The 23821-nt window shown below is 61.2% G+C and carries 22 protein-coding genes; 13 read left to right on the forward strand and 9 right to left on the reverse strand.

Annotation, left to right across the window (positions count from 1 at the left end):
* Positions 1-203 precede the first annotated feature (203 nt).
* The 7 genes from gcvT (at position 204) to HUU46_10405 (ending at position 5908) form a co-directional block, all read left to right on the forward strand.
* Positions 204-1265, forward strand: coding sequence for a glycine cleavage system aminomethyltransferase GcvT (gene gcvT, locus HUU46_10375; protein NUM54037.1), 1062 nt, complete (start codon positions 204-206; stop codon positions 1263-1265).
* Between the two features lie 98 nt (positions 1266-1363).
* Entirely contained in the window at positions 1364-1753 is a 390-nt protein-coding gene (gcvH, locus tag HUU46_10380) for a glycine cleavage system protein GcvH (protein NUM54038.1), read from the forward strand.
* The gene (gene gcvPA, locus HUU46_10385; protein NUM54039.1) at positions 1753-3039 is read left to right on the forward strand and encodes an aminomethyl-transferring glycine dehydrogenase subunit GcvPA; all 1287 of its coding nucleotides are present in this window, start codon (positions 1753-1755) and stop codon (positions 3037-3039) included. Before gcvH ends, gcvPA begins: the two co-directional genes overlap by 1 nt.
* Positions 3030-4466 carry an aminomethyl-transferring glycine dehydrogenase subunit GcvPB gene (gene gcvPB, locus HUU46_10390; protein NUM54040.1) on the forward strand — a complete coding sequence of 479 codons (1437 nt, stop codon included), beginning with the start codon at positions 3030-3032 and terminating at the stop codon, positions 4464-4466. The genes gcvPA and gcvPB overlap by 10 nt, the downstream gene beginning before the upstream one ends.
* A 111-nt stretch (positions 4467-4577) precedes the next feature.
* Positions 4578-4784 (forward strand): type II toxin-antitoxin system HicB family antitoxin, encoded by a 207-nt coding sequence (locus HUU46_10395; protein ID NUM54041.1) that lies wholly within the window; start codon positions 4578-4580, stop codon positions 4782-4784.
* Positions 4781-4993 carry a type II toxin-antitoxin system HicA family toxin gene (locus HUU46_10400; GenBank protein ID NUM54042.1) on the forward strand — a complete coding sequence of 71 codons (213 nt, stop codon included), beginning with the start codon at positions 4781-4783 and terminating at the stop codon, positions 4991-4993. The genes HUU46_10395 and HUU46_10400 overlap by 4 nt, the downstream gene beginning before the upstream one ends.
* Positions 4994-5062: 69 nt before the next feature.
* Positions 5063-5908, forward strand: a complete 846-nt coding sequence (locus tag HUU46_10405; protein NUM54043.1) for a TIM barrel protein — start codon at positions 5063-5065, stop codon at positions 5906-5908.
* Between the two features lie 73 nt (positions 5909-5981).
* On the opposite strand, the gene HUU46_10410 is transcribed toward HUU46_10405, so the two are convergent.
* Entirely contained in the window at positions 5982-6215 is a 234-nt protein-coding gene (locus tag HUU46_10410) for a cold shock domain-containing protein (GenBank protein NUM54044.1), read from the reverse strand.
* A gap of 411 nt (positions 6216-6626) precedes the next feature.
* Here HUU46_10410 and HUU46_10415 point away from each other — a divergent pair, with 411 nt between their 5' ends.
* From HUU46_10415 to HUU46_10440, 6 genes are all read left to right on the forward strand, one after another.
* A complete protein-coding gene (locus HUU46_10415) occupies positions 6627-7457 on the forward strand; it encodes an isoaspartyl peptidase/L-asparaginase (protein ID NUM54045.1) in 831 nt (276 codons plus the stop codon).
* 134 nt (positions 7458-7591) lie between these two features.
* A complete protein-coding gene (locus HUU46_10420; GenBank protein NUM54046.1) occupies positions 7592-9427 on the forward strand; it encodes a helicase-associated domain-containing protein in 1836 nt (611 codons plus the stop codon).
* A gap of 177 nt (positions 9428-9604) precedes the next feature.
* The gene (locus HUU46_10425; GenBank protein NUM54047.1) at positions 9605-10003 is read left to right on the forward strand and encodes a hypothetical protein; all 399 of its coding nucleotides are present in this window, start codon (positions 9605-9607) and stop codon (positions 10001-10003) included.
* Positions 10004-10018: 15 nt separating this feature from the next.
* Positions 10019-10825, forward strand: a complete 807-nt coding sequence (locus tag HUU46_10430; GenBank protein NUM54048.1) for an alpha/beta fold hydrolase — start codon at positions 10019-10021, stop codon at positions 10823-10825.
* A 71-nt stretch (positions 10826-10896) separates the two neighbouring features.
* A complete protein-coding gene (locus tag HUU46_10435; protein ID NUM54049.1) occupies positions 10897-11538 on the forward strand; it encodes a ribulose-phosphate 3-epimerase in 642 nt (213 codons plus the stop codon).
* A gap of 39 nt (positions 11539-11577) precedes the next feature.
* A complete protein-coding gene (locus tag HUU46_10440; GenBank protein NUM54050.1) occupies positions 11578-13071 on the forward strand; it encodes a hypothetical protein in 1494 nt (497 codons plus the stop codon).
* A 243-nt stretch (positions 13072-13314) separates the two neighbouring features.
* Here HUU46_10440 and HUU46_10445 read toward each other — a convergent pair whose 3' ends face one another.
* From HUU46_10445 to HUU46_10480, 8 genes are all read right to left on the reverse strand, one after another.
* Entirely contained in the window at positions 13315-14067 is a 753-nt protein-coding gene (locus HUU46_10445; protein NUM54051.1) for a DUF1080 domain-containing protein, read from the reverse strand.
* Between the two features lie 360 nt (positions 14068-14427).
* Positions 14428-16167 carry a hypothetical protein gene (locus HUU46_10450; protein ID NUM54052.1) on the reverse strand — a complete coding sequence of 580 codons (1740 nt, stop codon included), beginning with the start codon at positions 16165-16167 and terminating at the stop codon, positions 14428-14430.
* Between the two features lie 3 nt (positions 16168-16170).
* Positions 16171-18378 carry a hypothetical protein gene (locus HUU46_10455; GenBank protein NUM54053.1) on the reverse strand — a complete coding sequence of 736 codons (2208 nt, stop codon included), beginning with the start codon at positions 18376-18378 and terminating at the stop codon, positions 16171-16173.
* 25 nt (positions 18379-18403) lie between these two features.
* Complete coding sequence (locus tag HUU46_10460; protein ID NUM54054.1) at positions 18404-19783, reverse strand: hypothetical protein; 1380 nt, start codon at positions 19781-19783, stop codon at positions 18404-18406.
* A gap of 120 nt (positions 19784-19903) precedes the next feature.
* Positions 19904-20365, reverse strand: coding sequence for a hypothetical protein (locus HUU46_10465; protein NUM54055.1), 462 nt, complete (start codon positions 20363-20365; stop codon positions 19904-19906).
* Positions 20366-20465: 100 nt separating this feature from the next.
* Positions 20466-21389 (reverse strand): alpha/beta hydrolase, encoded by a 924-nt coding sequence (locus tag HUU46_10470; GenBank protein ID NUM54056.1) that lies wholly within the window; start codon positions 21387-21389, stop codon positions 20466-20468.
* Between the two features lie 313 nt (positions 21390-21702).
* Positions 21703-22323, reverse strand: coding sequence for a HEAT repeat domain-containing protein (locus tag HUU46_10475; GenBank protein ID NUM54057.1), 621 nt, complete (start codon positions 22321-22323; stop codon positions 21703-21705).
* Between the two features lie 18 nt (positions 22324-22341).
* Complete coding sequence (locus HUU46_10480) at positions 22342-23676, reverse strand: Gfo/Idh/MocA family oxidoreductase (GenBank protein ID NUM54058.1); 1335 nt, start codon at positions 23674-23676, stop codon at positions 22342-22344.
* Positions 23677-23821: the final 145 nt, after the last annotated feature.

Consider the following 23821-nt stretch of genomic DNA (forward strand, 5'->3'; position numbering starts at 1 on the left):
GCTGTTGCTGGCAGCATAGTGCCCCATAAACCCGCCGCAACTGGCGACGCGACGTGGAATCGACCACGGGGAAGCGGCGGGCCGGTTTCCAACGCCGTTCGCCTGGGCGACCCCGAATGCGCTGCTGCGGCGCGCCGGGGAAGGATTTGGTGGGAGAGCGGGTTTTGGGCCCGCCTGCTAACTCGCACACCCGGAGGCGGTACATGCGGCGGACTCCACTTCACGACGAACATGTCGCGCTCGGCGGCAAGGTCGTCGACTTCCACGGCTGGGCCCTGCCCGTCCAGTTCGCCGGCATCATCGAAGAGCACCACCACACGCGCACGAAGGCCGCGCTGTTCGACTGCTCCCACATGGGCGAGTTCGTCATCCGGGGCGAACAGGCGGTCCGCGCATTCGGCAATCTCGTCTGCCTCGACCCGTTGAAGGTCCCCGTGGGCCGCGGCAAGTACGGCGCCATGTTGAACGGCGCCGGCGGTATCATTGATGACGTGATCGCGTTCCGCCTCGACGAGTTCGATTTCTATGTGGTAACGAATGCGGGGCCACTCGAAATCGTCTCCGCACGCATACGGGATGCGGCAGGAGACACGGACGTCTCGGACGATACGGCGAAGATCGACATTCAGGGGCCGCTTGCCCGCGACATCCTCGCGAACGAGATTCCCGAGTGCACGTCTCTTAAGTATTACCAGGCGCGGTATGCCACGTGGAATGGCGTCGAGATTGTGTTGTCGCGCACGGGGTATACCGGCGAACTCGGATACGAATTGTTCGTTCCGAACCGAATCGCCGTCGATCTCTGGCGTAAATTGCTCTCGTATCCCGACGTGAAACCGGCCGGCCTCGGCGCTCGCGATACGCTGCGCACAGAAATGTGCTACGGCCTTTCCGGACAGGACTTCGACGAGTCGCGCACGCCACTCGAAGCGGGCATGGCGAACTTCATCGCGTGGGACAAAGACTTCGTGGGACGCGACGCGCTGCTCGCCAAACGAGAAGCAGGCGGCTATCCCGTCCTCACGCCGATTAAGACCGGCGATCGCCGCGCGCCGCGTCACGGCTTTGACGCGAAACACAACGGCAACATCGTCGGCGTTGTTACCAGCGGCACTTTCGGCCCCAGTGTCTGTCACGGCATCGGCTTCGCCTACGTGCCGCAACCGCTCGCCACGCCCGAAACCAAACTGACCGCGGGTCCGCGCGACCTCGATATCGAAACGACCACAGTCCCGATCTATACGCGGGGCACGTGTCGAACATAGACAAAACACACGCACGTTTGCGCGGAGCGACTTTGAGTGCGGTGCGACGGTACCGCCTTGACAAATTGACCATCGCCGATTGAAGGAGAACAACGTAGATGTCCACCTATCCCGACGACTGCAAATACACCAAGGAACACGAATGGATTCGGGCGGACGGCGCCACCTACGTCGTCGGCATCACATCGTTTGCCGCCGAACAACTCGGCGACGTAACGTACGTCGAACTGCCCAAGGTTGGCAAGGAAGTGAGGCAGGGCGAAGCGGCGGCGGCCGTTGAATCGGTGAAGGCCGCAAGCGACATCTATGCGCCCGCGGGCGGCCGCGTGAGCGAGGTGAACGCCGCGCTCAACGACGCGCCGGAACTCGTAAATCAGGGTCCTTTCACGGAAGGCTGGTTCTTCAAACTCGACAATGTAAATACCGCTGACCTCGATTCCCTGATGGACGCAACGGCCTACGCCGCCTACGTGGAGGCGCAACACTAATGTCGTGGGCCCCCGCTACCGCCGCCGAACGCGACGCGATGCTCGACGTTATCGGCGTGAAAACGATGGACGATCTCTTCGCCTCCGTCCCGAAACACCTGCGCGCAAAGTCGTGGAACCTGCCCGCCGGCATTTCCGAAATGGCCGTGCGCGACGAAATGGGCAGTATCGCCGCGCGCAACGCCACCGGTCTAGCGAGTTTTATCGGCGGCGGTGCATACGACCACTACATTCCCGCTGCCGTCGATGCGCTCACGTCGCGCAGCGAGTTCTACACGGCCTACACGCCGTATCAGCCCGAATGCTCGCAGGGCACGCTGCAGAGCATTTATGAATACCAGTCGGCCATCTGCCGGTTGACCAACATGCAATTCGCGAACGCATCGCTGTATGACGGCGGTACCGCCGTATTCGAAGCGACCACCATGTCCGTTCGCTTGACGGGCCGCAGCAGGATCGTGCTGCACAAGTCGCTTAGTCCCATCTATCGGAAGATGCTCGTGACGCACACCGCACACCTCCAATTGGATTTGGTCGATGGTGACGATCCAACGGAGGCCGCGTGCGTGATTGTGCAAAACCCAAGCTTTTTCGGGACCGTCGCGGATTACACCGCGCTTGCGGCGCGCTGTCACGCGGCTGGCGCGTTGCTCGTCGTCTCCTTCTATCCCATTTCCTTAGGGATGCTGAAAACGCCGGGAGAGATGGGCGCGGACATCTGTGTCGCGGAAGGCCAATGTTTGGGCGTGCCGCTTGCCTTCGGCGGGCCGTGGCTCGGCGTGATGGCCACACGAAAGGAACACGTGCGCAAGATGCCGGGGCGCATCGCTGCGGAAACGGCGGACGCGCAGGGGCGTCGTGGGTTCGTGCTTACGCTGCAGGCGCGCGAACAGCACATTCGCCGCGAAAAGGCGATGTCGAACATCTGCTCGAACGAGGCGCTGTGCGCTTTGCGCGCAATGATCTACATGGCGCTGCTCGGCAAGGAAGGACTGCGCGAGGTCGCGCGGCATTGTCACGCGAAAGCGGAATATCTCAAATCGAAATTGGGTTTCGCAACAATCGCGAATCACGGCCCAACGTTTAATGAGTTCTACGTGCGTTTGCCGAAGAGCGCCGAGAAGGTCGTCGCGGAAATGGCTGCGCGCGGTTTTCTCGCGGGCATTCCGTTGGCGCCCCTCGGCGCGGGCGCGGACACCGATTTGCTCATCGCCGTCACCGAACGCCGTACGCGTGCGGAGCTCGACGCGTTTGCCCAGGCGCTGGAGGAAGTTTCATGCAGTTGATCTACGAAAAATCTGCTCCGGGCCGCCGCGCCATCACGTTCGGTCCGCTGGACGTACCGGATGCCTCGCTTCCGAACGACCTGTGCCGCGGCAAAGCCGCCGAACTTCCCGAACTCGCGGAGATCGATGTCATTCGACATTTCACCAATCTATCGCGCCGCAACTTTGGCATCGATTCGCATTTCTACCCGCTCGGCTCCTGCACGATGAAGTACAACCCGAAAATGGCGGAGGCGGTTGCGGCGCTGCCCGGCTTTGCGCACCTCCATCCGCACCTCTCCAGCGCCGAAGCCTATTGGCCGCTGTGCCAGGGGGCGTTCGAGCTCGTATACGAAACGGAAAAATGGCTCGCGGAAATTGCGGGGATGAAGCAAACCTGTTTGCAGCCCATCGCCGGTGCGCACGGCGAACTCGCGGGCGCGCTGCTCATCGCCGCGTACCACCGCGACCGCGGCGAATCGAACAAGGACACGATCCTCATCCCCGATTCCGCGCACGGCACCAACCCCGCCAGCGCCGCCATCGCCGGATTTAGAGTCGTCGAAGTGCCGTCGCACGAAGATGGCACAATGCGCCTCGACAGTGTGAAAGCCGCGATGACGGAAAACGTCGCCGGCCTCATGATGACCTGTCCCAACACGCACGGTCTCTTCGAGCCCGTTGTCGCCGAGATCGCCGACTACCTGCATCAGCACGACGCACTCTTGTATTACGACGGCGCGAACCTCAACGCAATCATCGGCAAGGCGCGCCCGGGCGATCTCGGCTTCGACGTCATGCATTACAACCTGCACAAAACCTTCGCGACACCGCACGGCATGGGCGGTCCCGGGTCAGGCCCGGTCGGTGTCGGCGAACGCCTGGAAAAGTATCTGCCCGGTCCGCGCGTTGTGAAACGCGGCGAATCGTTCGCGCTCGAAATGCCCGAGAAATCCATCGGGCGTCTCTCGCAATTCTTCGGCAATTTCGGCATGGCCGTGCGCGCATACGCGTACATGCGCCACCTCGGCAAGGACGGCCTGCGCGAAGTCGCGGAAGATGCCGTGCTCAATGCCAATTACATCTGGGCGCGGTTGAAGGGCACGTACACGCCCGCGTTCGATCTGCCCTTCATGCACGAGTGCATCTTCACCGCCGCGCCCGAAGCGAAGAAAGGCGTTCGCGCGCTCGATATCGCAAAAGCGCTGCTCGATTACGGTTTCCACGCGCCTACCGTCTACTTTCCGCTGACCGTTAAGGAAAGCATCATGATCGAGCCAACCGAAACCGAATCGCGCGAAACCCTCGACGCCTTCTGCGACGCCATGCTCGACATCGCGAAAAGAATCGAGTCCGATCCCGATTCTCTCCACGACGCCCCGACGACCACCCCGGTCGGCCGCCTCGACGAAGTCCACGCCGCCCGGCAGTTGAATTGCGCGTGTTAGTCGGTGAAGCCTGCGCTGGCGCTTTGCTTTTCAAAAGTCATAAGATACCGCCGTCGGCAAGGTCCACTACGGTCTGTGGCCGAAAGCGCAAGTTGCGTTAAGGAGTACCGTGTGCAATTTACCGTTGCGACCGAACAAGAGGAAGACGGGCGATGGATCGCCGAGGTGAATGAGCTTCCCGGGGTACTGAAGTATGGGAAAACCCGCGATGAAGCCATCGCGCTGGCGGAAGCGTTGGCGCTCCGGGTTGTCGCGGACCGGATCGAACACGGCGAACACCCGGTCGAGCCGATCCAGATTACCTTCGCGGCGGCATGAGCCAGTGGCCCAGCGCAAAGGCCAAGCGCGTGCTTGCCGCGCTGCGGAAGATCGGCTGGGAAGTGAAACGCATTTCCGGCTCACACAAGACCCTTTCTCGGCCCGGTCTTCCCGATTACGTTTTTGCATTTCACGACAACGAGGAGATTGGGCCGGGCATGTTGGCCCGCATTGCGAAAAACACGGGGCTGAAACCGGAAGACCTCTGACGCGTGTCCGGTCATTGGGGCACGCGGCGATCCGGTCTGCGCAGGAGCAATCGAGTGAGTAACGGCGAAATGACAAGGCGCACCGTCCTTGCCACCGCGGCGATGGGCGTAGCACTGGGCACGATGACACCGCGGTCCGTGGCGGCACAGGGCGCATTGAAAAGCCGCCTCAAGCAGTCAGTCTGCAAGTGGTGCTACAAAGACATTTCGCTCGAAGATTTATGCAAAGCCGCCGTCGACATCGGGCTGAAATCCATCGACCTGCTCGATGTCGCGCAATTGCCCGTCGTCAAGCAACACGGCCTCCTTTGCGCCATGGTCAACGGACCCGGCCCGATTCGCGACGGATGGAACGAGACGAAACGTCACGACGAGCTCGTGAAAAAATCGGAAGCGATTCTTCCCGTCGTCGCGGAATATGGCTTCCCGAACATGATTGTCTTCAGCGGCGACCGCCGCGGGATGAGCGATGCGGAAGGCATCAAGAACTGCGCAAAGGGCATCAAACGCATTACACCGCTCGCCGAAAAGCTCGGTGTGACCGTCTGCATGGAACTGCTCAACAGCAAGCGCGATCACAAAGACTACATGTGCGATCACACCGCGTGGGGCGTCGCGCTGGTGAACGAAGTCGGTTCAGAACGCTTCAAGCTGCTCTACGACATCTACCACATGCAGATCATGGAAGGCGACGTGATCGCGACGATTCGCGAGAACAAAGACTACATCGCACATTACCACACCGGCGGTGTTCCCGGCCGTCACGAGATCGACGAAACGCAGGAACTGCAATACAAGACAATCTGTCAAGCCATCGTCGACACCGGCTTCACCGGCTACCTCGCGCAGGAATTCATCCCCGCGCGCGATCCGCTGACGTCGCTCGCGCAGGCCGCGCGCATCTGCGACGTATAGCGTCTGCGACAGACAAAACAAGCGCGCCGGCGATCCCCATCGCCGGCGCGCCCGCGTTACTCAGTCGTCCTGGTTAGTCTGGACGCGATACATTTACCGCTTGGAGACCTTTTGGGCTCTCCAGCAGTTCAAACTGGACCTCTTCCCCTTCGCGCAGCGTGCGAAATCCCTCCATCCGAATCGCGCTGTGATGCACAAACACGTCCGGACTGTTTTCGCGCGTGATGAAACCAAACCCCTTTTGGTCGTTAAACCACTTCACGCGCCCCTTGAGATGATTCCCGTTCGTTCCATTCGTACCGCTCATACCACATTCCCTCTTACTGAAATCTAACCACACACACACCCACACAGCAGGTCCAGCGGGGATACAAGAGCGTGTCCCAGCCCTCCTCTGACCCACCTTGCAAATTCTAGAATATCGCTTAATACGGATTCTGTCAACGGGTAATCAAATAATTTTGCTCACCTTGGTTCGAGATTTTCGTACCTATCGTTAGGTATTCCGATTCGAAAGGAGCCATTGCGGCCCGCGTTCCGTCTCGCCAAAATCATGGCTTGCGAAGGTTTAGACCAGTCCCAAATTCCGAAACCCCGGAAAATCGGCCATTTGAGTCCGTCTTGGAACTGCGCGCCGCCGAGCGGCTCATCTTAGGGGCAGGTTGTGTATAGTCGGGGCGCGTGAAACACAACCGAATCCGGATCGGCGTTCGTACCTATGCATGCACTTGCAGTTCACGGTGGAGCGGGCCAGTGGCCCGAAGAGAAGGTCCAGCGCGCGTTGGACGGTGTCAGCCGCGCGCTGGACATCGGTCAGGCGATTCTCGCGCGGGGCGGCGCCGCGCTCGACGCCGTCGAACAGGCCGTTCAGGTGATGGAGGACGACCCGGTGTTTGATGCGGGCACCGGGTCTTACGCGAACACCGATGGAGAGGTGGAAATGGACGCCATAATCGCCGATGGCGCCTCCGGGCGGTTTGGGTCCGTCGCGGCCGTACGCAACGTTCGGCACCCCATCGCCGTCGCGCGCAAGGTCATGGACGATACGCCGCACTGCCTGCTCGTCGGCGAGGGCGCGACCCGCTTCGCGCACGCCAACGGTTTCGACTTCATTCCGAATGAACTGCTCCTCGGCGAGTCGTTTCATCCCATCCATGACACGGTCGGCGCCGTCGCGCTGGACAGTTACGGACGTCTCGCCGTCGCGACATCCACCGGCGGCACGCGGGGAAAGATGCCGGGCCGTGTCGGCGATTCGCCCATCTTCGGCGCAGGCGCCTACGCGGATGCCGCCTGTGCTGTGTCATCGACCGGGGTGGGCGAGTTCATCATGCGGGCGCTGCTTGCGAAATTCGTCGCCGACGGAATTGCCCGCGGCCTCACGCCGGAACTCGCTACGCAGGGCGCAATCGCCCACCTGGCGCACATCGGCGGAATGGGTGGTGTAATCGCAGTGGACCGAGAGGGCCGTGTCGGGCGCTGGGCGAATACGGCGGCCATGCCTTCGGGTTATGTCGATGGCAAGGGAGTTCGCGCTGTCCGTCCGTAGCGACTCGTCGCCCACAAACGTCAATTGGTCATCGTTGCGCCCCTTGTCAGGCTGCGCTTTGTTCGATATACTGCCTGTTTATTCAACAAATTTGCGGGTTTTCCATATATGTTTCTTGGTCAAGGGGGTAGGCGATGCGCCATGGGGCGAGCCTAATTGCGGCACTCGAGGGCATGAGCCGGCCCGCGTTTCGGATCGCGAAGGAGCTGACGCTTAACAGCCGCTCGGGCCTGACTGTCCGCTTTCTGTCAAAGAAACTCGAACTTCCCGAGGAGGAAATCGAGTACATCATCGACGTCAACCACCGCATCTTCTTTACGGACATCACGAAGGTAAAACTCGTCGCCGAAGGTCCGGCGGTGGTAAAGCGCATTTCGGACGGACTAGAAAACCGGGGCGATGTTCCCTCGCTGATGAATCTGGTGAAGGGCCTCGGTCCGCACGAGTTTCGCCGGTTGGAGGAGCAAATCGGGATCGAGAAACCTGGCGGCAAGAAGGCCGCTGCGGAAGAGTTGGTCTCGCGCGGGTATCAGCATCCGGACTCGATCGTCGAATACGTTGCCTCGCGCGGGTTCTCGCCCGCCGCGCGCGAGATTTTCGACATCGTGTGGCAAACGAAACCGGGCGTTCTGCCGACGGCCGCGATCCGCAGCGCGGCCGCCGGCAAGTCGGACTACGCCGTCGAACAGGCGCTGCTCGAATTGTTTAACGGCTTTGCACTCTTCGAGATGTTCCGGTTCGACAGCGAAGACCGGCTCGTGCGTGTCGCGGGGATTCTCTCGGAACTGCGGCAGTGGCGCGAGTCCTCGCGATCGAACGGCGCCGCCAAGTTCGGACTGCGACAGATTAAGGGCAAGCCGGATGACGTCGACGTGCGTGGGCTCGATTTGTCCGACCGCATCTGCCGTCTTGTCGCAGCCATTGCCGCGCGGCCCGTGCGCATGCGCGGCGACGGCGAATTGTTCCGGGAGGACCGGCGCAGGCTTGAAGACTTGTGCGGCGACGATCTGGAACCCTCGCTGCAGACGTGCCTCTGGATGGCGCAGGGCGTGGGCTGGCTCGCGCGCGTGGACAACGAACTGCGGGCGGGCGAACCCGAGCAACTTATCGAACTCGATCGCGTGGGCCGCCACCACGTGTTGTTCGATTGGCTCATGACGACCGGAAGCGAGAACGCGTCACGCCGCCGCATGGCGACACTGCTTGAGGAACTAAAGCCGGACGCGTGGTACCCGGTCACGGATTTTGTGGACTACGCGCAACGGCAGAACCTCGATGGGGAGCGTCCGCAGATCAAGAACGCCGGCGGGCACTGGCACTACGTCGGCTCGAGCGGCGGCAACACCGAGCGCAGTCTCGCGCGGTCCCTCGAAGAAACGTTTCTGTGGCTTGGCCTTGTCGATCGGGCGCAAGACGCGTCGCGCGGGTTGTTCCGGCTGACGCCGCTCGGCCGCGCCTTCATCAGCGGAGGCGACCGCAAATCGCTTTCAAAACAGTTTCCGGAGCGCCAGGGCGAGATCATCGTCCAACCGAATTTCGATATCGTCGTACCGTCGCAGGACATGGACCCGCTGCTCACCGTCCCACTCGATCAGTTCGCCGTCCGCGGCAGTACGGGCCTCGCCACGGTGTACACGCTGACGAAGGATTCGTTCACACGCGCGGTGCAGGATGGGCACGACGGCGACGCGTTCGTAAAATTCCTGCTCGAACACAACCGCGGCGGATCGCTTCCGTCAAATGTGCTCACGACGCTCGACGACTGGCGCGGCGGCATGAAACGTGTCCGCCTGCGTACGGTCCACGTGCTCGAATCGGACGACCCGCTCGTGATGGCCGACCTGCTCCACCGCCGGCGGTTCAACAAGCACTTCGAGCAGCTCGACCCGCACAAAACCGTCGCCGTCGCCCGCATCTCGAAAGCCGACCTCGCCAAGGAATTGGAGAAAGAAGGCTTCGTGGTCGATTAGAGGACCGCGCGCGGCGTGGCGGTTCATCACTTGCGCGCGCACCACGCCCTCGCTACTCTATGTCGCATGGAGCTTTCTCAGACACTCAGCACGGCGCTTGGCGTGTGTATTTGCGCCTGCATTCTTGTTGCGTTTGTAGTGCAGCGCCAATGGATTCGGGGGGCGTGGAAGCGCGGCATGGAGGCCTACGAACGCAAGGATTTCGCCGAAGTGCGCAATGCGTTCCGCTACGTCGTGAAGAAATACCCCGGCTGGGCGATGGCGCGCCGAATGCTCGCGCGCGGGCTTGCCGGCCTTGGCCAACACGCGGAAGCCGAGCAGGAACTGCGGCTGGCCGCGCAACTTGAACCGCGCAACGCCGAGGGGCACATCGATCTCGCGATCTTTCTCGCGTCCCTCCCGCGCGACCGCCACGAGGAAGCCGTTGCGTGCATCGAGACCGCGCTCGGCGTAGCGCCGGAAATGCGCCCCGCGGTGGCCACGCTGCCGCAGTTGCGCGCATTGCATTCGCACCCGCAGTTCCGAATGCTGGCGGGGCTGCCGGACGCCGAGATTTCGGCTGCGAGACTGAACTGACGGGACGGTCTGGGTATGCCATTGACGTTTGATCGCGATTCGCTCAAGTTCCACTTCCGCGACGAAGGGACCGGTGTGCCGTTCGTCTATCAACACGGTCTCGGCGCGGACGTGTCGCAGCCCTTCTCGTTCTTTGTCGGCGGGCACCGCGGCATTCGCCTGATATCGATGGATTGCCGCGCACACGGACAGACGCGCCCCCTTGGCCCGGAGGACAAGCTCAACATCGGCGCCCTTGCGGACGACGTAGTAGCGTTGATGGATTTCCGAAAAGTCGAGCAGGCCGTTGTGGGCGGCATCTCGATGGGCGCGGCCATCGCCATGAACATAGTATTGCGCTATGCCGACCGTGTGCGCGCGCTCGTGCTGCAACGTCCCGCGTGGCTCGGCCAGCCGATGCCCGCCAATCTGCGCGTGCTGGTACTGATAGGCGAGCTCATTCGGGAACACGGCGCGCAGCGCGGAAAGGAGGTGTTCAGGGCAACGCCCGAATACGCCGCGCTGCAAAAGGAGTCGCCCGATACCGCGGCATCGAATCTCGCGCAGTTTGACCATCCGCGCGCGGACGAGACGGCGATCAAGCTCATTAGAATCCCGAACGACGCGCCCTGCGCCGACCGCGCGTGGAAAGCGATCAAAGTGCCGACGCTCGTTCTCGCGAACCGCGTCGATCCGGTCCATCCCTACGCATTCGGGGAGACGCTGGCCAAGGAAATCCCCGGCGCGAAGTTCGCCGAGGTAACATCGAAGTCGCTGAGCATCGAGCGCCATACCGCCGACGTGCGCGCGCGCATCGAAGATTTTCTCCTGGCGCTGCCGTAGCGCCGGCCAATTGGCTTGGCCGCTCGCCTTCCGTGTAGTCTGTACCGTCCGCAATCGATAAGGTGCTTCCCATGCTGAAATGTTCCACATCGCTCTGGTCGGCCGACCTGACCAATCTGGAATCGGAGATTAAGCGCGTCGAGCCATACTCCGAGATGTTTCACATCGACGTAGCCGACGGCCACTATACGCCGACGCTGCTGTTCTTCCCCGATCTGCTCAAGGCGATCCGTAAACACACGAAACTCCCGCTTGAAGTGCACCTGATGTGCACGCATCCACTTCATTGGGTCGAGCCCTTCGTCGAGGCTGGCGCGGACGGGTTTATCGTCTATCCCGATTCGGAGGACGACACGCGCGACGTTATCGATGCCATCAAGGCAAACGGCAAGTTCGCGGGCATCTCGCTCACGCTGGATCAACCGATCGAACTGCTCGATCCGTTCTGGGACGATCTCGCGATCGTCTGCATTGTCGGTACGCGCGTGGGCATCAAGGGCGCGGACATGGACCCGAGCGTACCGGGCAAGATTCGCGCCGCGCGGTCCATTATCGCCGAGCGAGGACTTAAGGCCGAGATCGAATCCGACGGCGGTATCCGCCGGCATACCGTGCCGCTGCTTCATGCGGCCGGTTCGGATTACATCGTGCCCGGGTCGCTGATGTTCGGCGAAGACCCCGCACAGATGCGCGCGTGGCTCGCTTCGCTATAATCTTCATTCGAGGAATACGTCCCGCGCGAGGTGCCTGACATGTCCACGATGCCACCGCCACCGCTGCCGCCAACGTCGCGGCCCAAGCCGCCCGGCCTTGGCTCGGGACAGAAGACACTCATCGCGCTCGCCGTTGTCGTTACCGTCGCGCTCACCGCTCTGTCGCTGTTGTTCGTGCTGTGGACGCAGCGCGTGACCACGAGCGCCGAGCCGCAGTTTGGCGTGCTGCAAGAGGCCAAGCAGCGGCAAACCGACCGATTCGACGCGTACAAGGACGCCGTGGCGGGCCTTCCGGTGGGTACGCTTCCGATTGATTGGTCGTGCGAGCGGAACCTCAAAGCACTCGCGGAAGGTGAGTTTCCGTTCGTACTGTCTCTGGTAAATGCGTACTTCTCCGGCGGATACCAATTGCATCCGTTGGACCTTGTCGAGATCGCGCGCACGTTGAGCGCGAAGAGCGAACTATCGGAACTCGAGTCGTCCATCGATCCGCGAACGCATTCGCCGGTCGAAATCGAGAAGGGATTGCTTTCGTTTCTGCGCGCGTCGACCGAACTTGCGAACCTCGCCACGGCCGCGCGAAACGGAATCTATTACGTCGAAATCGATCCGACACGCTCGGAATGGGACTACGACTACGGCGACCACGGCACCCTGCCGCCCGATCGGCTGGCGCCCGCCAAACTGCTCAACTTTCGCGCGCTGCTCGAAGCGCGATGGGGCAACGTCGACGACGCCGTGCAAGCCTATCGAGATTCCGTGCTGTTCGCGGAACTTGTCGGCGGCGATCCGTATCTTTCCAACTATGCGACGCGGCACGGAATCGAGTGGCGCGCGGACACGGCGCTTTGGGAGCTGACCGCACGGCCAGATTTCACCGATTCGCACCTTGCCGCGATTCACGAGGCATTGGCCCCGCGCGAGAATACGTCCCGGCTCAAAGAATTGATTATCGAAGACGTCGACCTCGCGTTCCCGCGAACAACGAGCCAAGCGGACGTTAACAATCCGTTGGTCGAGCGCATGTTCTCCTTCACGGGTGTGTACAACAAGGAGAAGACGCACGAGACCGCGCTGCGGCTCGCTTCGCTTGTCGACAAGCCGTATTCGGAAATGAAAGAGGCCGTAGAACGTATGGATGAAGAGACCGGCAGCGAACACTGGTACTTGGGCAACGCGGCCTACTACGCGCGGTCCGCGCGCGCGTCGCAATTGATGTCAACGCAGACGCAGCATACGCTCCGCGTCGCGCTGGCGCTCAAGCGGTACAAGTCCGAACGCGGCGCGTATCCCGCGGCTTTGAACGAATTGCTGCCAGATAATCTCGACGCAATCCCGACCGACCCAATCACGGAACTGCCCATCGTTTACATGCCGTGGGAAGACGGCTACTTCCTGTTTCGGCCCACGGCCGAGATCGAGGAGGCGGAGTCCTACGCGTACGAGGAGTCACCGTACGACGAGGAAGAATACGAGGTCTACTCGATCGGCGAGGGATACCGCCGCCAAACGTTGTGGCACGCGAAGCAGTAAGCCGGCGCCACGCCGGAACCCGGCCCGGGAACGGATACCGATTACGATTACCAATCATCATGAAGTCTCGCTTTACCCAGACGAATGCAAATTCATGGACTGAATGGACAAGATGGACGGCTTTTGGGACGACCGTCGATAAACGATTACGAGCACGATTACGAGCACGAGCACGAGCACGAGAAGACAGGACAAGGACGCTTTTGAATCGGCCTCCGTGGTCGCGTCACAACTACAACTACTCTACTTCGCCGCGCGGTAATAGATGTTCCTGAATTGCACGAGGCTCGAGGCGCCGTTCCATTCCTTCTTGGCCTCGTCGTAGCCACCGTGCATTTGCAGCGCGATGGGGCCCTTCTCGGGCACGCCGGGCAACTGCGCCTTGTCGATGACGGTTTCGCCATTGAGCACAACGGTGAGGCGATCGCCTTTCATCGTAATGAGGAACGTGTTCCACTCGCCGACAGGCTTGTCCGCTTTTTTCTTCGGGGTAACGCCCGCGCGGACCTCCGGCGGCATCTTTTCGTCCATGCGGTAGCCGTAGACCTCGCCGGACCCAATTGGCCAGCACCAGATGTTTACCTGCGCCTTCGAGGCGCCGCGCAAATAGATGCCGGAATCGGCGCCGGGCATCGGCGTCACGATCTTCTTGCCGCTTGCGTCGGTCGCGTCCAGGCCGCTTGGCAGCACGGTCGGTACGTTATAGATTCCTTCCGTGCGTTTTATCTTCCATTCGCAGTACAGCTCGATGTCGCCGAGTTCCTGTTCGCTCCAGACCGCTGTATCGCCCTCTCGGCCCGTTTTCGGATCGCAGTCGATCGTGCCATCGACGATTGACCAGCAGTCTTTCGCGGCGTCCGGCACTTTCCACCCTGTGAAGTCCTTGCCATTAAACAGCGATACCCAACCCTCGCCGGGCGGCGCAGGCGCGGCCCAGGAGTACAGCGACAGCAGCGCGACGGCGACGGCGACTACCACTAACGTCAGCTTTTTCATGTTGTTACTCCCACCTACACACTTGAGGCTTTTGTACATCTTTGTGCGAGGATTCTTGGCGCTCGCACAACCTTGGGTATGCGTGGGGCAACCCGAACATGAGGCAGAAGCGCTCTGCCTTCACTTCATATGCCCAACGCGTTGCACTAATCCTGCGAACCCGCCCTGCGAAATGACCCCTGTTTAGCTGACAGAACGGCCAGCAATTTACGAAAAAGCCGGTTGGGTCGCGGCGCGTTTTTACAAGACGAGGGTCATTTGCTTTACATAATTCAATACATTTTACGATATTTGCGGTTTTCATGAATACATATGGTTCGCCCAAATCAATCACGGGCGGGACGCCTGTGCTCCTTTGTGCTATCGTCCCCAACGCTGCACCAAGGGCTGCTGGATTTGGGTGGTGGCCTTATCGAACGCTGCGTAGCGTTCGTCGCCGTCGCCAAGGTACACGGGGTAGAACGCCATCTTCTCGACGTAGGTCGAGCCGGGATCGACTTTGACAATCGGCCCGCGTTGGTAGTCGCTAAACGGATACACCCACCCGCGGGTGAAGTACGTGAGCGGGACGTTCCAGAAGTGGTGGTAGTACAGGTAGAATGCGGCGCGGTGCGTCGTTGCTTCGCCGCGGTTCGTATTGAACGAAATGGACGACGCGATGACCTCACCGACGCCGTACCCCTCGGACTCGTTCGTCATGGCGAGCCACGGCACGTCCTGATCGACGCGCGTGCCCCATTCGTCCTGCCAGTTCGGGCCGTGCGCCGTGCGGATGGTGCGCAGTGCGCCGTTCTTCTCGCGCCACACGAAATGGTCCACGAGGTGCGTATCGAGTACGAGTTCGCCGTTTCGGATCGCGGAGGCGTTCAACTCATCGCGCACTTCCGTCACGGTGGTGCACTTCATGTACGGCGAGTTCGAGTAGAACGTGTACGTAACGGACGCATACACCTGCGGCGTCCAATCCGGCATGCGCCCACGGTTCGTAATGCGAAACATGATGGGGCCGTTCGCGGTCACGGTCGTGTCGTCCGGCGGGTTCCAGGCGAACGTGTGGCCCCACTTTCCGTTGTCGGAGAACGAATCCGGGTTCCAGTGCGCCGCGAGGGTCAACGAGTTCGTGAGCAACGGCGCGGGCTTATCATCGCGGCCCTTGATGCGAAACGATTTCACCTGACCGGAGCTGTCGTCGAGGTCGGTTACAAAATACTTGTTCTCGACCACGACCCCCGGGAAGTCGCCGCCTACTTTCAGGTCGGTGTCTGCCGCGGGTGCGGGCGACGGCTTGTCGTTCCCGTACAACGCGACATATACCCGCGACGCAAGTGCGGGCACGGACGCCAGGAACACCGCCTCGACCATCTGCGACGGATGCTGCAAATAGTTCGGATTCGACGTGCCCGGCGGACGCCCGATAAATCGTCGCGGGTTGAACGTCTGGACCGCGACCGGCGTGAGTGCGCCGCCGTCGTCCACGGAGAACAGGCGCAATTCCTTTTCGATGTCCGCGCAGTCTTCCGCGCGGGCGGTGAGCGAAATCTCGACCGGCTCGTTCTCGCGCGCGAGCCCGGCGGGTTCGGTCAAGACGAGCGACTGATAACGCGTCCACCCCTTCGGCACGCCGCCGGATCCGGGCGCCTTCGCGTTGACCGATTTTACGATGGGTTCCGACCTGTCCGCGGCAGAGACATGGATGTCGATCGTCGTGTCCTCGTCGTTGTGCCAGACCGATCTCGTGACAATAACGACGTTCGGCGCGGAGTCCGCGTCGCGCGTGATCCATCCGGATTGGACATGCGAGAAACCATCGACGAATACGTAGAACGAATCCGAATCGACGCCATTCACGACGACTTTCGAAAGCGTGGCGCCTTTGCCTTCGGTCCAGTCGCCGAGCGGCACGACGATTTCGAAATAGGGGTACGCGACGGTGGGAGCGACAAATGTAACGCCGTCCACCTTCTTCGGATCATACGGCGAATCGTAGAGCACGTTGCCATCGCCGACGTCACGGCCGCGCTCGACGGATTCCGCCGCGGAGAACGCAAACGGCGCCGCAAGCGTCGCAACGAGTATTGAGGTTACTGCTAGATGTTTCATGGCTTACTTCTTCTCGCCGTCGGCGGCCTTGTGTCCGCTCACCGCGCCCGCGACGCCTTCGTCAAACGGCATGGTTAGGATCGGCATCACCCATGTCTCGGGCGTGCGGTCGTTCGTGGCGGCCCATTCGTGTACCCGCAGCGGGTTCGTCAGCAGCTTCTGGTGGTGTTTGATCTCGGCAAAGGGATCGTCTCCTTTCGCGAACCGGAACGCGATCCACGCGTTCTTGTCGTGGTAGTACGCGCCCGCGCGCACGGGCATCATGCGCGTGAAGTTTGTGCCGCCAAAGGGGTACACGATCGGGCGCGACCAATACACCCACGGCCCGTTTTGCACGTAGAAATAGGGCTGCGCCTCGCTGGGCGGATGCCCGTAGCGGTTGCCGTTCGTATACTCGATCGCGATATTGGCGAAGCCGACTTTCTTCTCGCGGTTCACGAGCGCCATCCACGGCGTGTCCGCGGGGACCTCGAGCGCGTGTATCGGGTGCTTGCGCGCGGACTCGACGTCCATCGTCTGCACCTTGCCGAGCGCGTCTTCCCACACGAATTCTTTGAGCGTTTCGTGGTTGAACACGATCTCGGCGTTGCGCAGCGCCTGCACGAACATGTCCTTGCCCACTTCCATGAACGACGACACGATTACGTAGGGCTTGTGCGCGTAGAACGAATAGCCCACGCTCGCGACGACAGAGTCCATGTGCGGCAGCGGCGCGTACCGTCGCGTCCGGTGCAACAACGGGCCGCTCACCTGGTCGAAGATGGGCGTTTCCCAATCGCTGATGTGGACCCAGGGCGTCGGCGGCGAATAGATGTCCGGGTTCCAATGGACCGCGCCGTTGGTCTCGAGTTTGTGTTCGAGCGTAACGGGATCGCCTTCGCCGCGAATCGTGATGGTCTCGACCGATCCGCTGTTCACGGAGAGGAAATAGCTGTAGGTCTCATTCTCGACCGTTTGGCTCAAGCGTTCACCCTTGGCGACCTTCAAATCGCTTTCGAGCGCGGGCTTCTCCGCGTTCGGGTTACCGTACGCAAGGTAGTAGACCTTTTCTTCGTAGGCCGCGACGTCGGCGAAGAAGACCAATTCAATGGTTGTTGTCGCGTCATATCGATGAACCAGCGCGCCGGTCTCGGGGTCCTTCTCTTCCGAGTTTAGAAGGCGTTCGTCACGCCAGACCGTTACGTTCGTGATCTGCGACGGCGCGACAAGCCAGCCGTCTGCGCCGGCCTTCGGATGCGTCGGGTCGTAGGTCACAATGCGAACTTCGTTCTCCGGTTTTTTGATATCGTCGGCAAAGACCGCGACCGCGACGTGGACGGGTTCCTGATCGCGGCGCAGGCCCGCGGTTTCTTCGGCGACAAGCGACGCGGAATGCGGCCAGTCCGCGCTCCAATAGCCGCCGGAACCTGGCGCTTCGCCTTCGGCGGAATACACTGTTTCCTTGCCCGCCTCGTCGGCGACGGTTACCTGCATGGAATGCTTCGAGGCGTTCAGCCACGAGAGGGGCGCGGTTACGCGAAAGTTGCGCGTGCCGTCCACGACGCCATCGTAACTTTCGCCCTCAACTGGGTCGTCTTTCTTGTACGCCTGCGCATACGACTTACCGAAATTGAAGTACCTCGCATCGCGGTTCTTTTTTCCGTCCACGTCTACAGATTTCACTTTGCCCGCGGCGACGATTTCCTTTGGAACCGTGAGCGCGATGTGGTGGTACGGGAAGTCGTGCGTCGGCCCGGCGAATGACACGGACGCGCTGCCGCGTTTCTCCGGCGCCTTGTCCGCCGCGGCCAGTTTCACGCGCTCGCCGGATTCGGTCGTGCCTTCGACGGCAATTGCGTATTGCGTGTTCGGCGTCCAATTCGCATAGACGGACACGGTGAAATCCTCGTTTCCGTGCACGACGCGATGGCCGTTGAAGATACCCTGGTTCGCAACGATGAAAGTTTCGAACTGTTTTTCGTTTACTTTGACGGAATCGACGCGAAACTCCGGCGAACCTTTCGGAAAGTGCGCGACGAGATCGTAGGCGATGCCCGCGGTTTCGCCGATCGAAGCGAAATCAACCTTTAGCGGTCCGGGGGGCGCATTGGGTTCGGCCAAGCCCGAGGGCCGCGGATGTAACGCGGAGAAGGGCGTCGAGTCGCCCGCGTGCGCGAGGCCCGCGAACACGAGACCCAGCGCGAGCCACATGCAATTTCGCGAAGTAAACATAGTCATCTCCCGTTCCGTTGCGACACTACTTCAGCAATTCCTGCATCGCATTCATCAATACCGGTTCCGCTTCCGGCGCGGTGCCGGACACGTACACTTGCGTTTCGTAGCCGCCCTGCGAATACGAGACGGTCGTGCCGATGTACCCCATGCCGTAGTCGCCGTACGCGGCCATGCACACGGGCGCGTCCGGCCGCATCGCCTGCGCGGCGAGTTGGTACTCGACGAACAATTCGCCGGGCATGTGCAGAATGGCGACAGGGCCTATCTGCAATCTTGTCAGCGCGATGGTGTCACCCGATTCGCAGCGCTCGGCCCACGCGAGTTCGCCCGCGGCGCGACGGCGCTGGCCCGGGTCCGCGTTTGCGTCCGCGAGCAGCGCGCGCTCGTGTTCGATTGAAATCTCGGCGCGGCGCGGAAGGGCGACGGCGATTCCCTTCCACTGCACGTCGTCCGCCGAGAGCGGCTTTTTCTCCGTGGACTCGAACGCCTTTTTCATGCCTTCGGCGAGACGCCCGGCGAGCGCGGGACGGTTCACCGGATTTCCGTCGTTGAACTTTCCCGCGGTCACGTTGCCGCCGGCGCCATTGAAATGAATCCACGCGGCATTCGGGACAGCGTCTTCGCACATCTTCCGCGCGATGCCGGGGAAGTCCCAGGTGACCTGGCCCATGCCGTAGTAACTTTGCGGGTGCGTCGTGTAATACGTAAGGACGGCCACGGGCGTATCACCGTCCCAAAAACTGACCGCGCGCGCGAGGGGATCGATTGTGCCCACGGGTTGGGCGCGCGCTTCGGGGTCTTTCGTCGCGGACCAGCGAATCCACTTCACGTTGCCGTCCGGCCCGAGCACGCGGCGGTTCGACGCGACGTCGATTACCTCCGCCTTCCCGAACCCAATGTGCGATAGGGAGCGCGGGCGCTTGATCGCTTCGGCGGCGGCGGCGACGGTCTTGTCGAGCGCCTCTTTGGCGTGATCCAGGTTGCACATGGATCCGCCCAGGCCGTGCTTTTCGAGCAGGGCCTCGCTGCTTGCGTCAATGACCGGCGCGTCGTGTTGGTGCAGGCAATGGACGGCGACACGATCGGCAGATGTGCCCGACGCGGTCGCCAGCGCCTCGCACCATGCGTCGTGCGAGGCGTTCGCAATGCCGGTGTAGTCCACCGCGCACAACACAATCGGCTTTTGCCCCTCCGGGAGGATGACGATACCGCGCGAAGTGAGCGGGTCGTCCACGCCGCGCACGGGCATCACAGCGCCCCCGCAGAGTGGCGCGCCAATTGGCGGCGTGATATCGGCGACAAACGTTGCAATCGAGACTTGTTGCGGTTGGGCAGGAAGGCAGGCAGTAACGAACAAGAGGCCAGCAGCAACAGTTCTTATTTGGAAAACAGACGATTTCATGGGTTATACGAATGCTCAACCGACGGATCGCCGACCGTGTCCGCCGGCATGCGGGTTTTGGTTTCCGCGGTCGAGGGCGCGTCTATATCCAGCGTCATATACACAACAAGAATCCTCACTCTATTCGGGCTTCGTGATCGGCGAATCTTTTGACAGCCAGGAGACCACCAGGCTGGATTTGACAATCATGAAGATTGCAAGCGCGCAGCGGACGCTGCTGGAAAGTACATACCAATTACCCATAAGCAGATCGTGCGTTTTCAACATCGTCACCAGACCTTCGAATACGTCCGGCACATCCCTTACAAGGAAGTAGAGGCCTAAGAGTTTTATCCCCAGTTCCAAATGCGAGGTCCACAATACTGGCTGCGTCTGCGATTCCGCGTCCTCCTGAGGTTTGAAAAGGAACTGCAACACGCGATCGGTGCGGAACATGAACTTGAAAGCGGCAAAGATATAGATCATCGGCGCGAGCACGCCGAGGGCGCGCATGCCTAGCGGGAAGTAATTTTCCGCGTCTTCCCCCGTGACGAAAACTGCGGCAGACAAACCACTCACAAACATCAATATCCCCGTCAGCATAAAGTACAATCCCAACAATTTTACCGCGGCGCCCGCGAACTCGCGTTGGTTCATTGGCAGGCCTTCCGCACGTTGTGATCGACGCTGGACAAGGCGGGTCTCATGCCGCTTGCCTCGACTCGTGTTCCTCCGGTTTCGCACCCGCACCATGCTTTTTCAAGAACGCGCGCAGCGTATCGAGAAACTTTGGATCGCGAATCGTCGAGATGTGGTCGGTGCCCTCGATGTATACCGTCTCGTGGTTGCCCATCACGTCCTTCATGCGGTCCACGCCGTCACGCAGCGGGTCGTTCGTGCCTACGATCGAGATCGTCGGCACGGTGCACGCCTTCAATTCCGCTTCGGTGACAATGAGATTGTTGAGGCTGCGCATCACGCAGGCGAGCGCCTTGGCGTCGTTTGTCAGATTGAGAACGTAATTGATGCTCAGCAGGCCACGGCGGCCGGGGAGCTTGCCCGGCGGCGAGATGGCCTGGAACAGCGGGGTGAAATCCTGCCTTTCTTCCAACGATTCCGCAATTTCAAGAGTATGGTTGTCGGGATCGTTTTCGCGTTCCCAGCCCGCGCCGCAGGGCGCCGCACTCAGCAATCGCTCCGGGTACATCGTCACGAATTTTAGCGTAATGAAACTGCCCATCGAGTAGCCGACGACGTGCGCCTTTTCGATCTTCAGATGGTCCAACAGGCGCACGATGTCTTTACAGAATTCGGTCCCATACTTTGCTGGATCGTGGGGTTTACCGCTCAGGCCGTGTCCGCGATTGTCGAGGCAAATGACTTTGTAGTCCTTGGCCAGCGCCTCCGTAATTCCCGGCGCGCGCCAGTTTGCGTCCGCGTTCGCCGCAAACCCGTGTACGAGAACGACCGGCTCGCCCTGGCCTTCGACGGTGTAGTGAATCCTCACGCCGTCCGCGTCGAAGTACTCGCCGACCACGCGCTTCGTGATGTTGTGGTACGTCCACCCCGCGCCGGCTAGCGCGAGCACGAGGAGGGCGATGAGGACTAGGAGGAGTTTGCGTTTCATGTTTCGGGTTTCGGGTTTCGGGTTTCGGGTTTCGGGTTTCGGGTTTCGAAAATGCAAAGCAAAACTGTACCGACATAGCAATCGAAAAACTTCGATGTGCTATGCATTCGTTCAAGTTAGGCGTCGATTTTTAAGCGCGACTCCATGCTTGGACATATCGTAGCCACTGAATCGAGATGACCTTTCGATAGATGTCGAGCTCTTGATTACGAGTACGAGCACGATTACGAGCACGAAAGAGCTGCCACGTAATCGGTTGCGTCGCTGCAAATGTTAAATGTGAAATGCCAGACCCTAAACTCAAACCCTCTCTTCACCCTCGCTCCTTGCATTCGAGCAGCGCATTCGCTGCCGTCGCCCGCGCGCTTCTCGCGACCCCGCGCTTCAGCACCTTCACCGCGTCGGCGCCGCCGATATGGCCGAGCGCGGCTGCCGCGGCGTCGGCGAGGAGCGGGTCTTTCGACTTCGCCAGGGGCGCAATGGCGGGAACGGCGGCCGCGCAGCGCCGCGCGCCGAGCGAATTCACGATGCCGATCTGCGACTTTGCGTCGGCCTTGGCCAGCGCGTCGACGAGCGCGGCGTCGGCTTCGCCGCCGGGAATGCGTTCGAGCGCGATGCGGGCCATGTTGGACGTGTCGATTGCGGTCAACAGCGGCGCGAGCGCGGCAACGTTCTCCGCGCCGCCGCATATCGCGAGTTGGCGGCACGCGAAGATTTTCGCGTCGCGCGTGGCGTCGGCGGACGTGAGCACGCCCACCAACGTCGCCGCCACCGCTTTCCGCGCGTCCGCATTTCCAAGACTGCCGGTGACAAGTCCTTCAACGGCCTTGAGCCCGGTCGTGCTGTCACCGAACTTGTACGGTTTGATCGCGGCGACGGTGTCTTCCATCGATGCGCCGGGGGCGATAGCCGCCAGAATTGCTGTATGGTCCATGGTAATCGCTCTCCCTCGTTAGATGTGCCACGGGCTGCGCATGGCCCGCTGCATTTTGCGTGTCGCTTCGTCGTCGTTCGGGAACGTTTCGGTGACCGGGTCCCACACGATCTTGCGTTCGAGCTGCATGGATATGTTGGCGAGCAGGCCGAGGCTGATCGCGCGGTGCGCGGGCACGACCGGCGCGACCGTCTGCTCGCGGCTGCGCACGCAGTCGAAGAAATCCCTCGCGTGATTGTCGCTCTTCTTGAGGCGAATGGCGTCCGCGCCGAACTGGTGGGTCTTCAGGTTTGCGGGTTCGGTGGTGAGCCGATCGCCGCGATCGCAAAACACCATGCCCTTCGTTCCCTCGAACCGGGTGCCCATCGGGAACAGGTTCGAAAGAATCATCTTGAATCCCTTCGGCGCGACGGGGCTGGCGCCGGGCGCGAACGTGCATTCGATGAGATAGCTCGTTGACGCGTTCCACAATCCGTCGTCGGGGAAGACGCCCTTGCCTTCGATCGCGACCGGGCCGGTATGTTCCGTACCCATGCCCCAGTTGCCGATGTCGCCGTGGTGGCCGATCCAGTCGGTGAGTTGGCCGCCGGAGTAGTCGAGAATCCAGCGCCAGTTCCAGTGGCAGCGCATCTTTGTGTAGGGCGCTTCCGGCGCGGGCCCGAGCCAGAAGTCGTAGTCGAACCCGTCGGGGATCGGCTCTTCCTTTTGCGTTTCGATGGGACGTCCGGTCGGCAGGCCGACCTTCACGGTGTGCACTTCGCCGATCATGCCGTTGCGGACGAGTTCGGCAGCCTGGAGGAAGTGCGCCTGCGAACGCTGCCAGCTTCCCGTTTGCCAGACGATGTTGTAGCGCTGCACGGCTTCGACGATCGCCTTGCCTTCGTTCAGCGTCAGCGCGAGCGGCTTTTCGCCGTAGATGTCGAACCCTTTGCGGGCGGCGGCGATGGAGGGAATCGAGTGCCAGTGGTCCGGCAACGCAAGCGCAATCGTGTCGAGGTCCTTGCGCTCAAGCAGTTCGCGAAAATCGTGGTAGCCGGTGCAAGAGTCGTCGCCGTACTTCTGATTGACGATGTTGCGCGCGTTTTCGCGGCGTTCGCGGTCGACGTCGCACACCGCAATGACCTGCGCCTCGGGAAAGTTCAGGAATCCCTTCATGTTCCCCGTGCCCTGGCTGCCGACTCCAATGCACCCCATCGTGATGCGGTTGCTCGGCGCGGGCCGCCCACCCTTGCCCAGCGCCGTCGCCGGAATGATCATCGGCGCGGCCACCACCGCGGACGTCATCGCCGTCCGTCGCAGAAAATCGCGCCGCCCAAGACGCGCGCCCGCGGGGATTGTTTTCGTTTCGTTCATTCCCTCTTCCCTCCCGATAATTTCGTGCTTGTGCTCCTGCGCGTCATCTTATTCGTATGTCGTGCACCGAAATATTCTCGTTCCCAAATTTCCATTTGGGAACGCGCTCTTGAAAAGCTCTGCTTTGCTCTTCTTAGTGATTCAA

This window comes from Candidatus Hydrogenedentota bacterium (genome assembly GCA_013359265.1).
In the GTDB taxonomy this organism is placed as follows: domain Bacteria; phylum Hydrogenedentota; class Hydrogenedentia; order Hydrogenedentales; family SLHB01; genus JABWCD01.

What these genes read in the sequence shown, in the direction of transcription:
- gcvT (NUM54037.1), top strand. Translation starts at nt 204, where the DNA reads ATGCGGCGGACTCCACTTCACGACGAACATGTCGCGCTCGGCGGCAAG.
- gcvH (NUM54038.1), top strand. Translation starts at nt 1,364, where the DNA reads ATGTCCACCTATCCCGACGACTGCAAATACACCAAGGAACACGAATGG.
- gcvPA (NUM54039.1), top strand. Translation starts at nt 1,753, where the DNA reads ATGTCGTGGGCCCCCGCTACCGCCGCCGAACGCGACGCGATGCTCGAC.
- gcvPB (NUM54040.1), top strand. Translation starts at nt 3,030, where the DNA reads ATGCAGTTGATCTACGAAAAATCTGCTCCGGGCCGCCGCGCCATCACG.
- HUU46_10400 (NUM54042.1), top strand. Translation starts at nt 4,781, where the DNA reads ATGAGCCAGTGGCCCAGCGCAAAGGCCAAGCGCGTGCTTGCCGCGCTG.
- HUU46_10405 (NUM54043.1), top strand. Translation starts at nt 5,063, where the DNA reads ATGACAAGGCGCACCGTCCTTGCCACCGCGGCGATGGGCGTAGCACTG.
- HUU46_10410 (NUM54044.1), bottom strand. Translation starts at nt 6,215, where the DNA reads ATGAGCGGTACGAATGGAACGAACGGGAATCATCTCAAGGGGCGCGTG.
- HUU46_10415 (NUM54045.1), top strand. Translation starts at nt 6,627, where the DNA reads ATGCATGCACTTGCAGTTCACGGTGGAGCGGGCCAGTGGCCCGAAGAG.
- HUU46_10420 (NUM54046.1), top strand. Translation starts at nt 7,592, where the DNA reads ATGCGCCATGGGGCGAGCCTAATTGCGGCACTCGAGGGCATGAGCCGG.
- HUU46_10425 (NUM54047.1), top strand. Translation starts at nt 9,605, where the DNA reads ATGGAGGCCTACGAACGCAAGGATTTCGCCGAAGTGCGCAATGCGTTC.
- HUU46_10430 (NUM54048.1), top strand. Translation starts at nt 10,019, where the DNA reads ATGCCATTGACGTTTGATCGCGATTCGCTCAAGTTCCACTTCCGCGAC.
- HUU46_10435 (NUM54049.1), top strand. Translation starts at nt 10,897, where the DNA reads ATGCTGAAATGTTCCACATCGCTCTGGTCGGCCGACCTGACCAATCTG.
- HUU46_10440 (NUM54050.1), top strand. Translation starts at nt 11,578, where the DNA reads ATGTCCACGATGCCACCGCCACCGCTGCCGCCAACGTCGCGGCCCAAG.
- HUU46_10445 (NUM54051.1), bottom strand. Translation starts at nt 14,067, where the DNA reads ATGAAAAAGCTGACGTTAGTGGTAGTCGCCGTCGCCGTCGCGCTGCTG.
- HUU46_10450 (NUM54052.1), bottom strand. Translation starts at nt 16,167, where the DNA reads ATGAAACATCTAGCAGTAACCTCAATACTCGTTGCGACGCTTGCGGCG.
- HUU46_10455 (NUM54053.1), bottom strand. Translation starts at nt 18,378, where the DNA reads ATGTTTACTTCGCGAAATTGCATGTGGCTCGCGCTGGGTCTCGTGTTC.
- HUU46_10460 (NUM54054.1), bottom strand. Translation starts at nt 19,783, where the DNA reads ATGAAATCGTCTGTTTTCCAAATAAGAACTGTTGCTGCTGGCCTCTTG.
- HUU46_10465 (NUM54055.1), bottom strand. Translation starts at nt 20,365, where the DNA reads ATGCTGACGGGGATATTGATGTTTGTGAGTGGTTTGTCTGCCGCAGTT.
- HUU46_10470 (NUM54056.1), bottom strand. Translation starts at nt 21,389, where the DNA reads ATGAAACGCAAACTCCTCCTAGTCCTCATCGCCCTCCTCGTGCTCGCG.
- HUU46_10475 (NUM54057.1), bottom strand. Translation starts at nt 22,323, where the DNA reads ATGGACCATACAGCAATTCTGGCGGCTATCGCCCCCGGCGCATCGATG.
- HUU46_10480 (NUM54058.1), bottom strand. Translation starts at nt 23,676, where the DNA reads ATGAACGAAACGAAAACAATCCCCGCGGGCGCGCGTCTTGGGCGGCGC.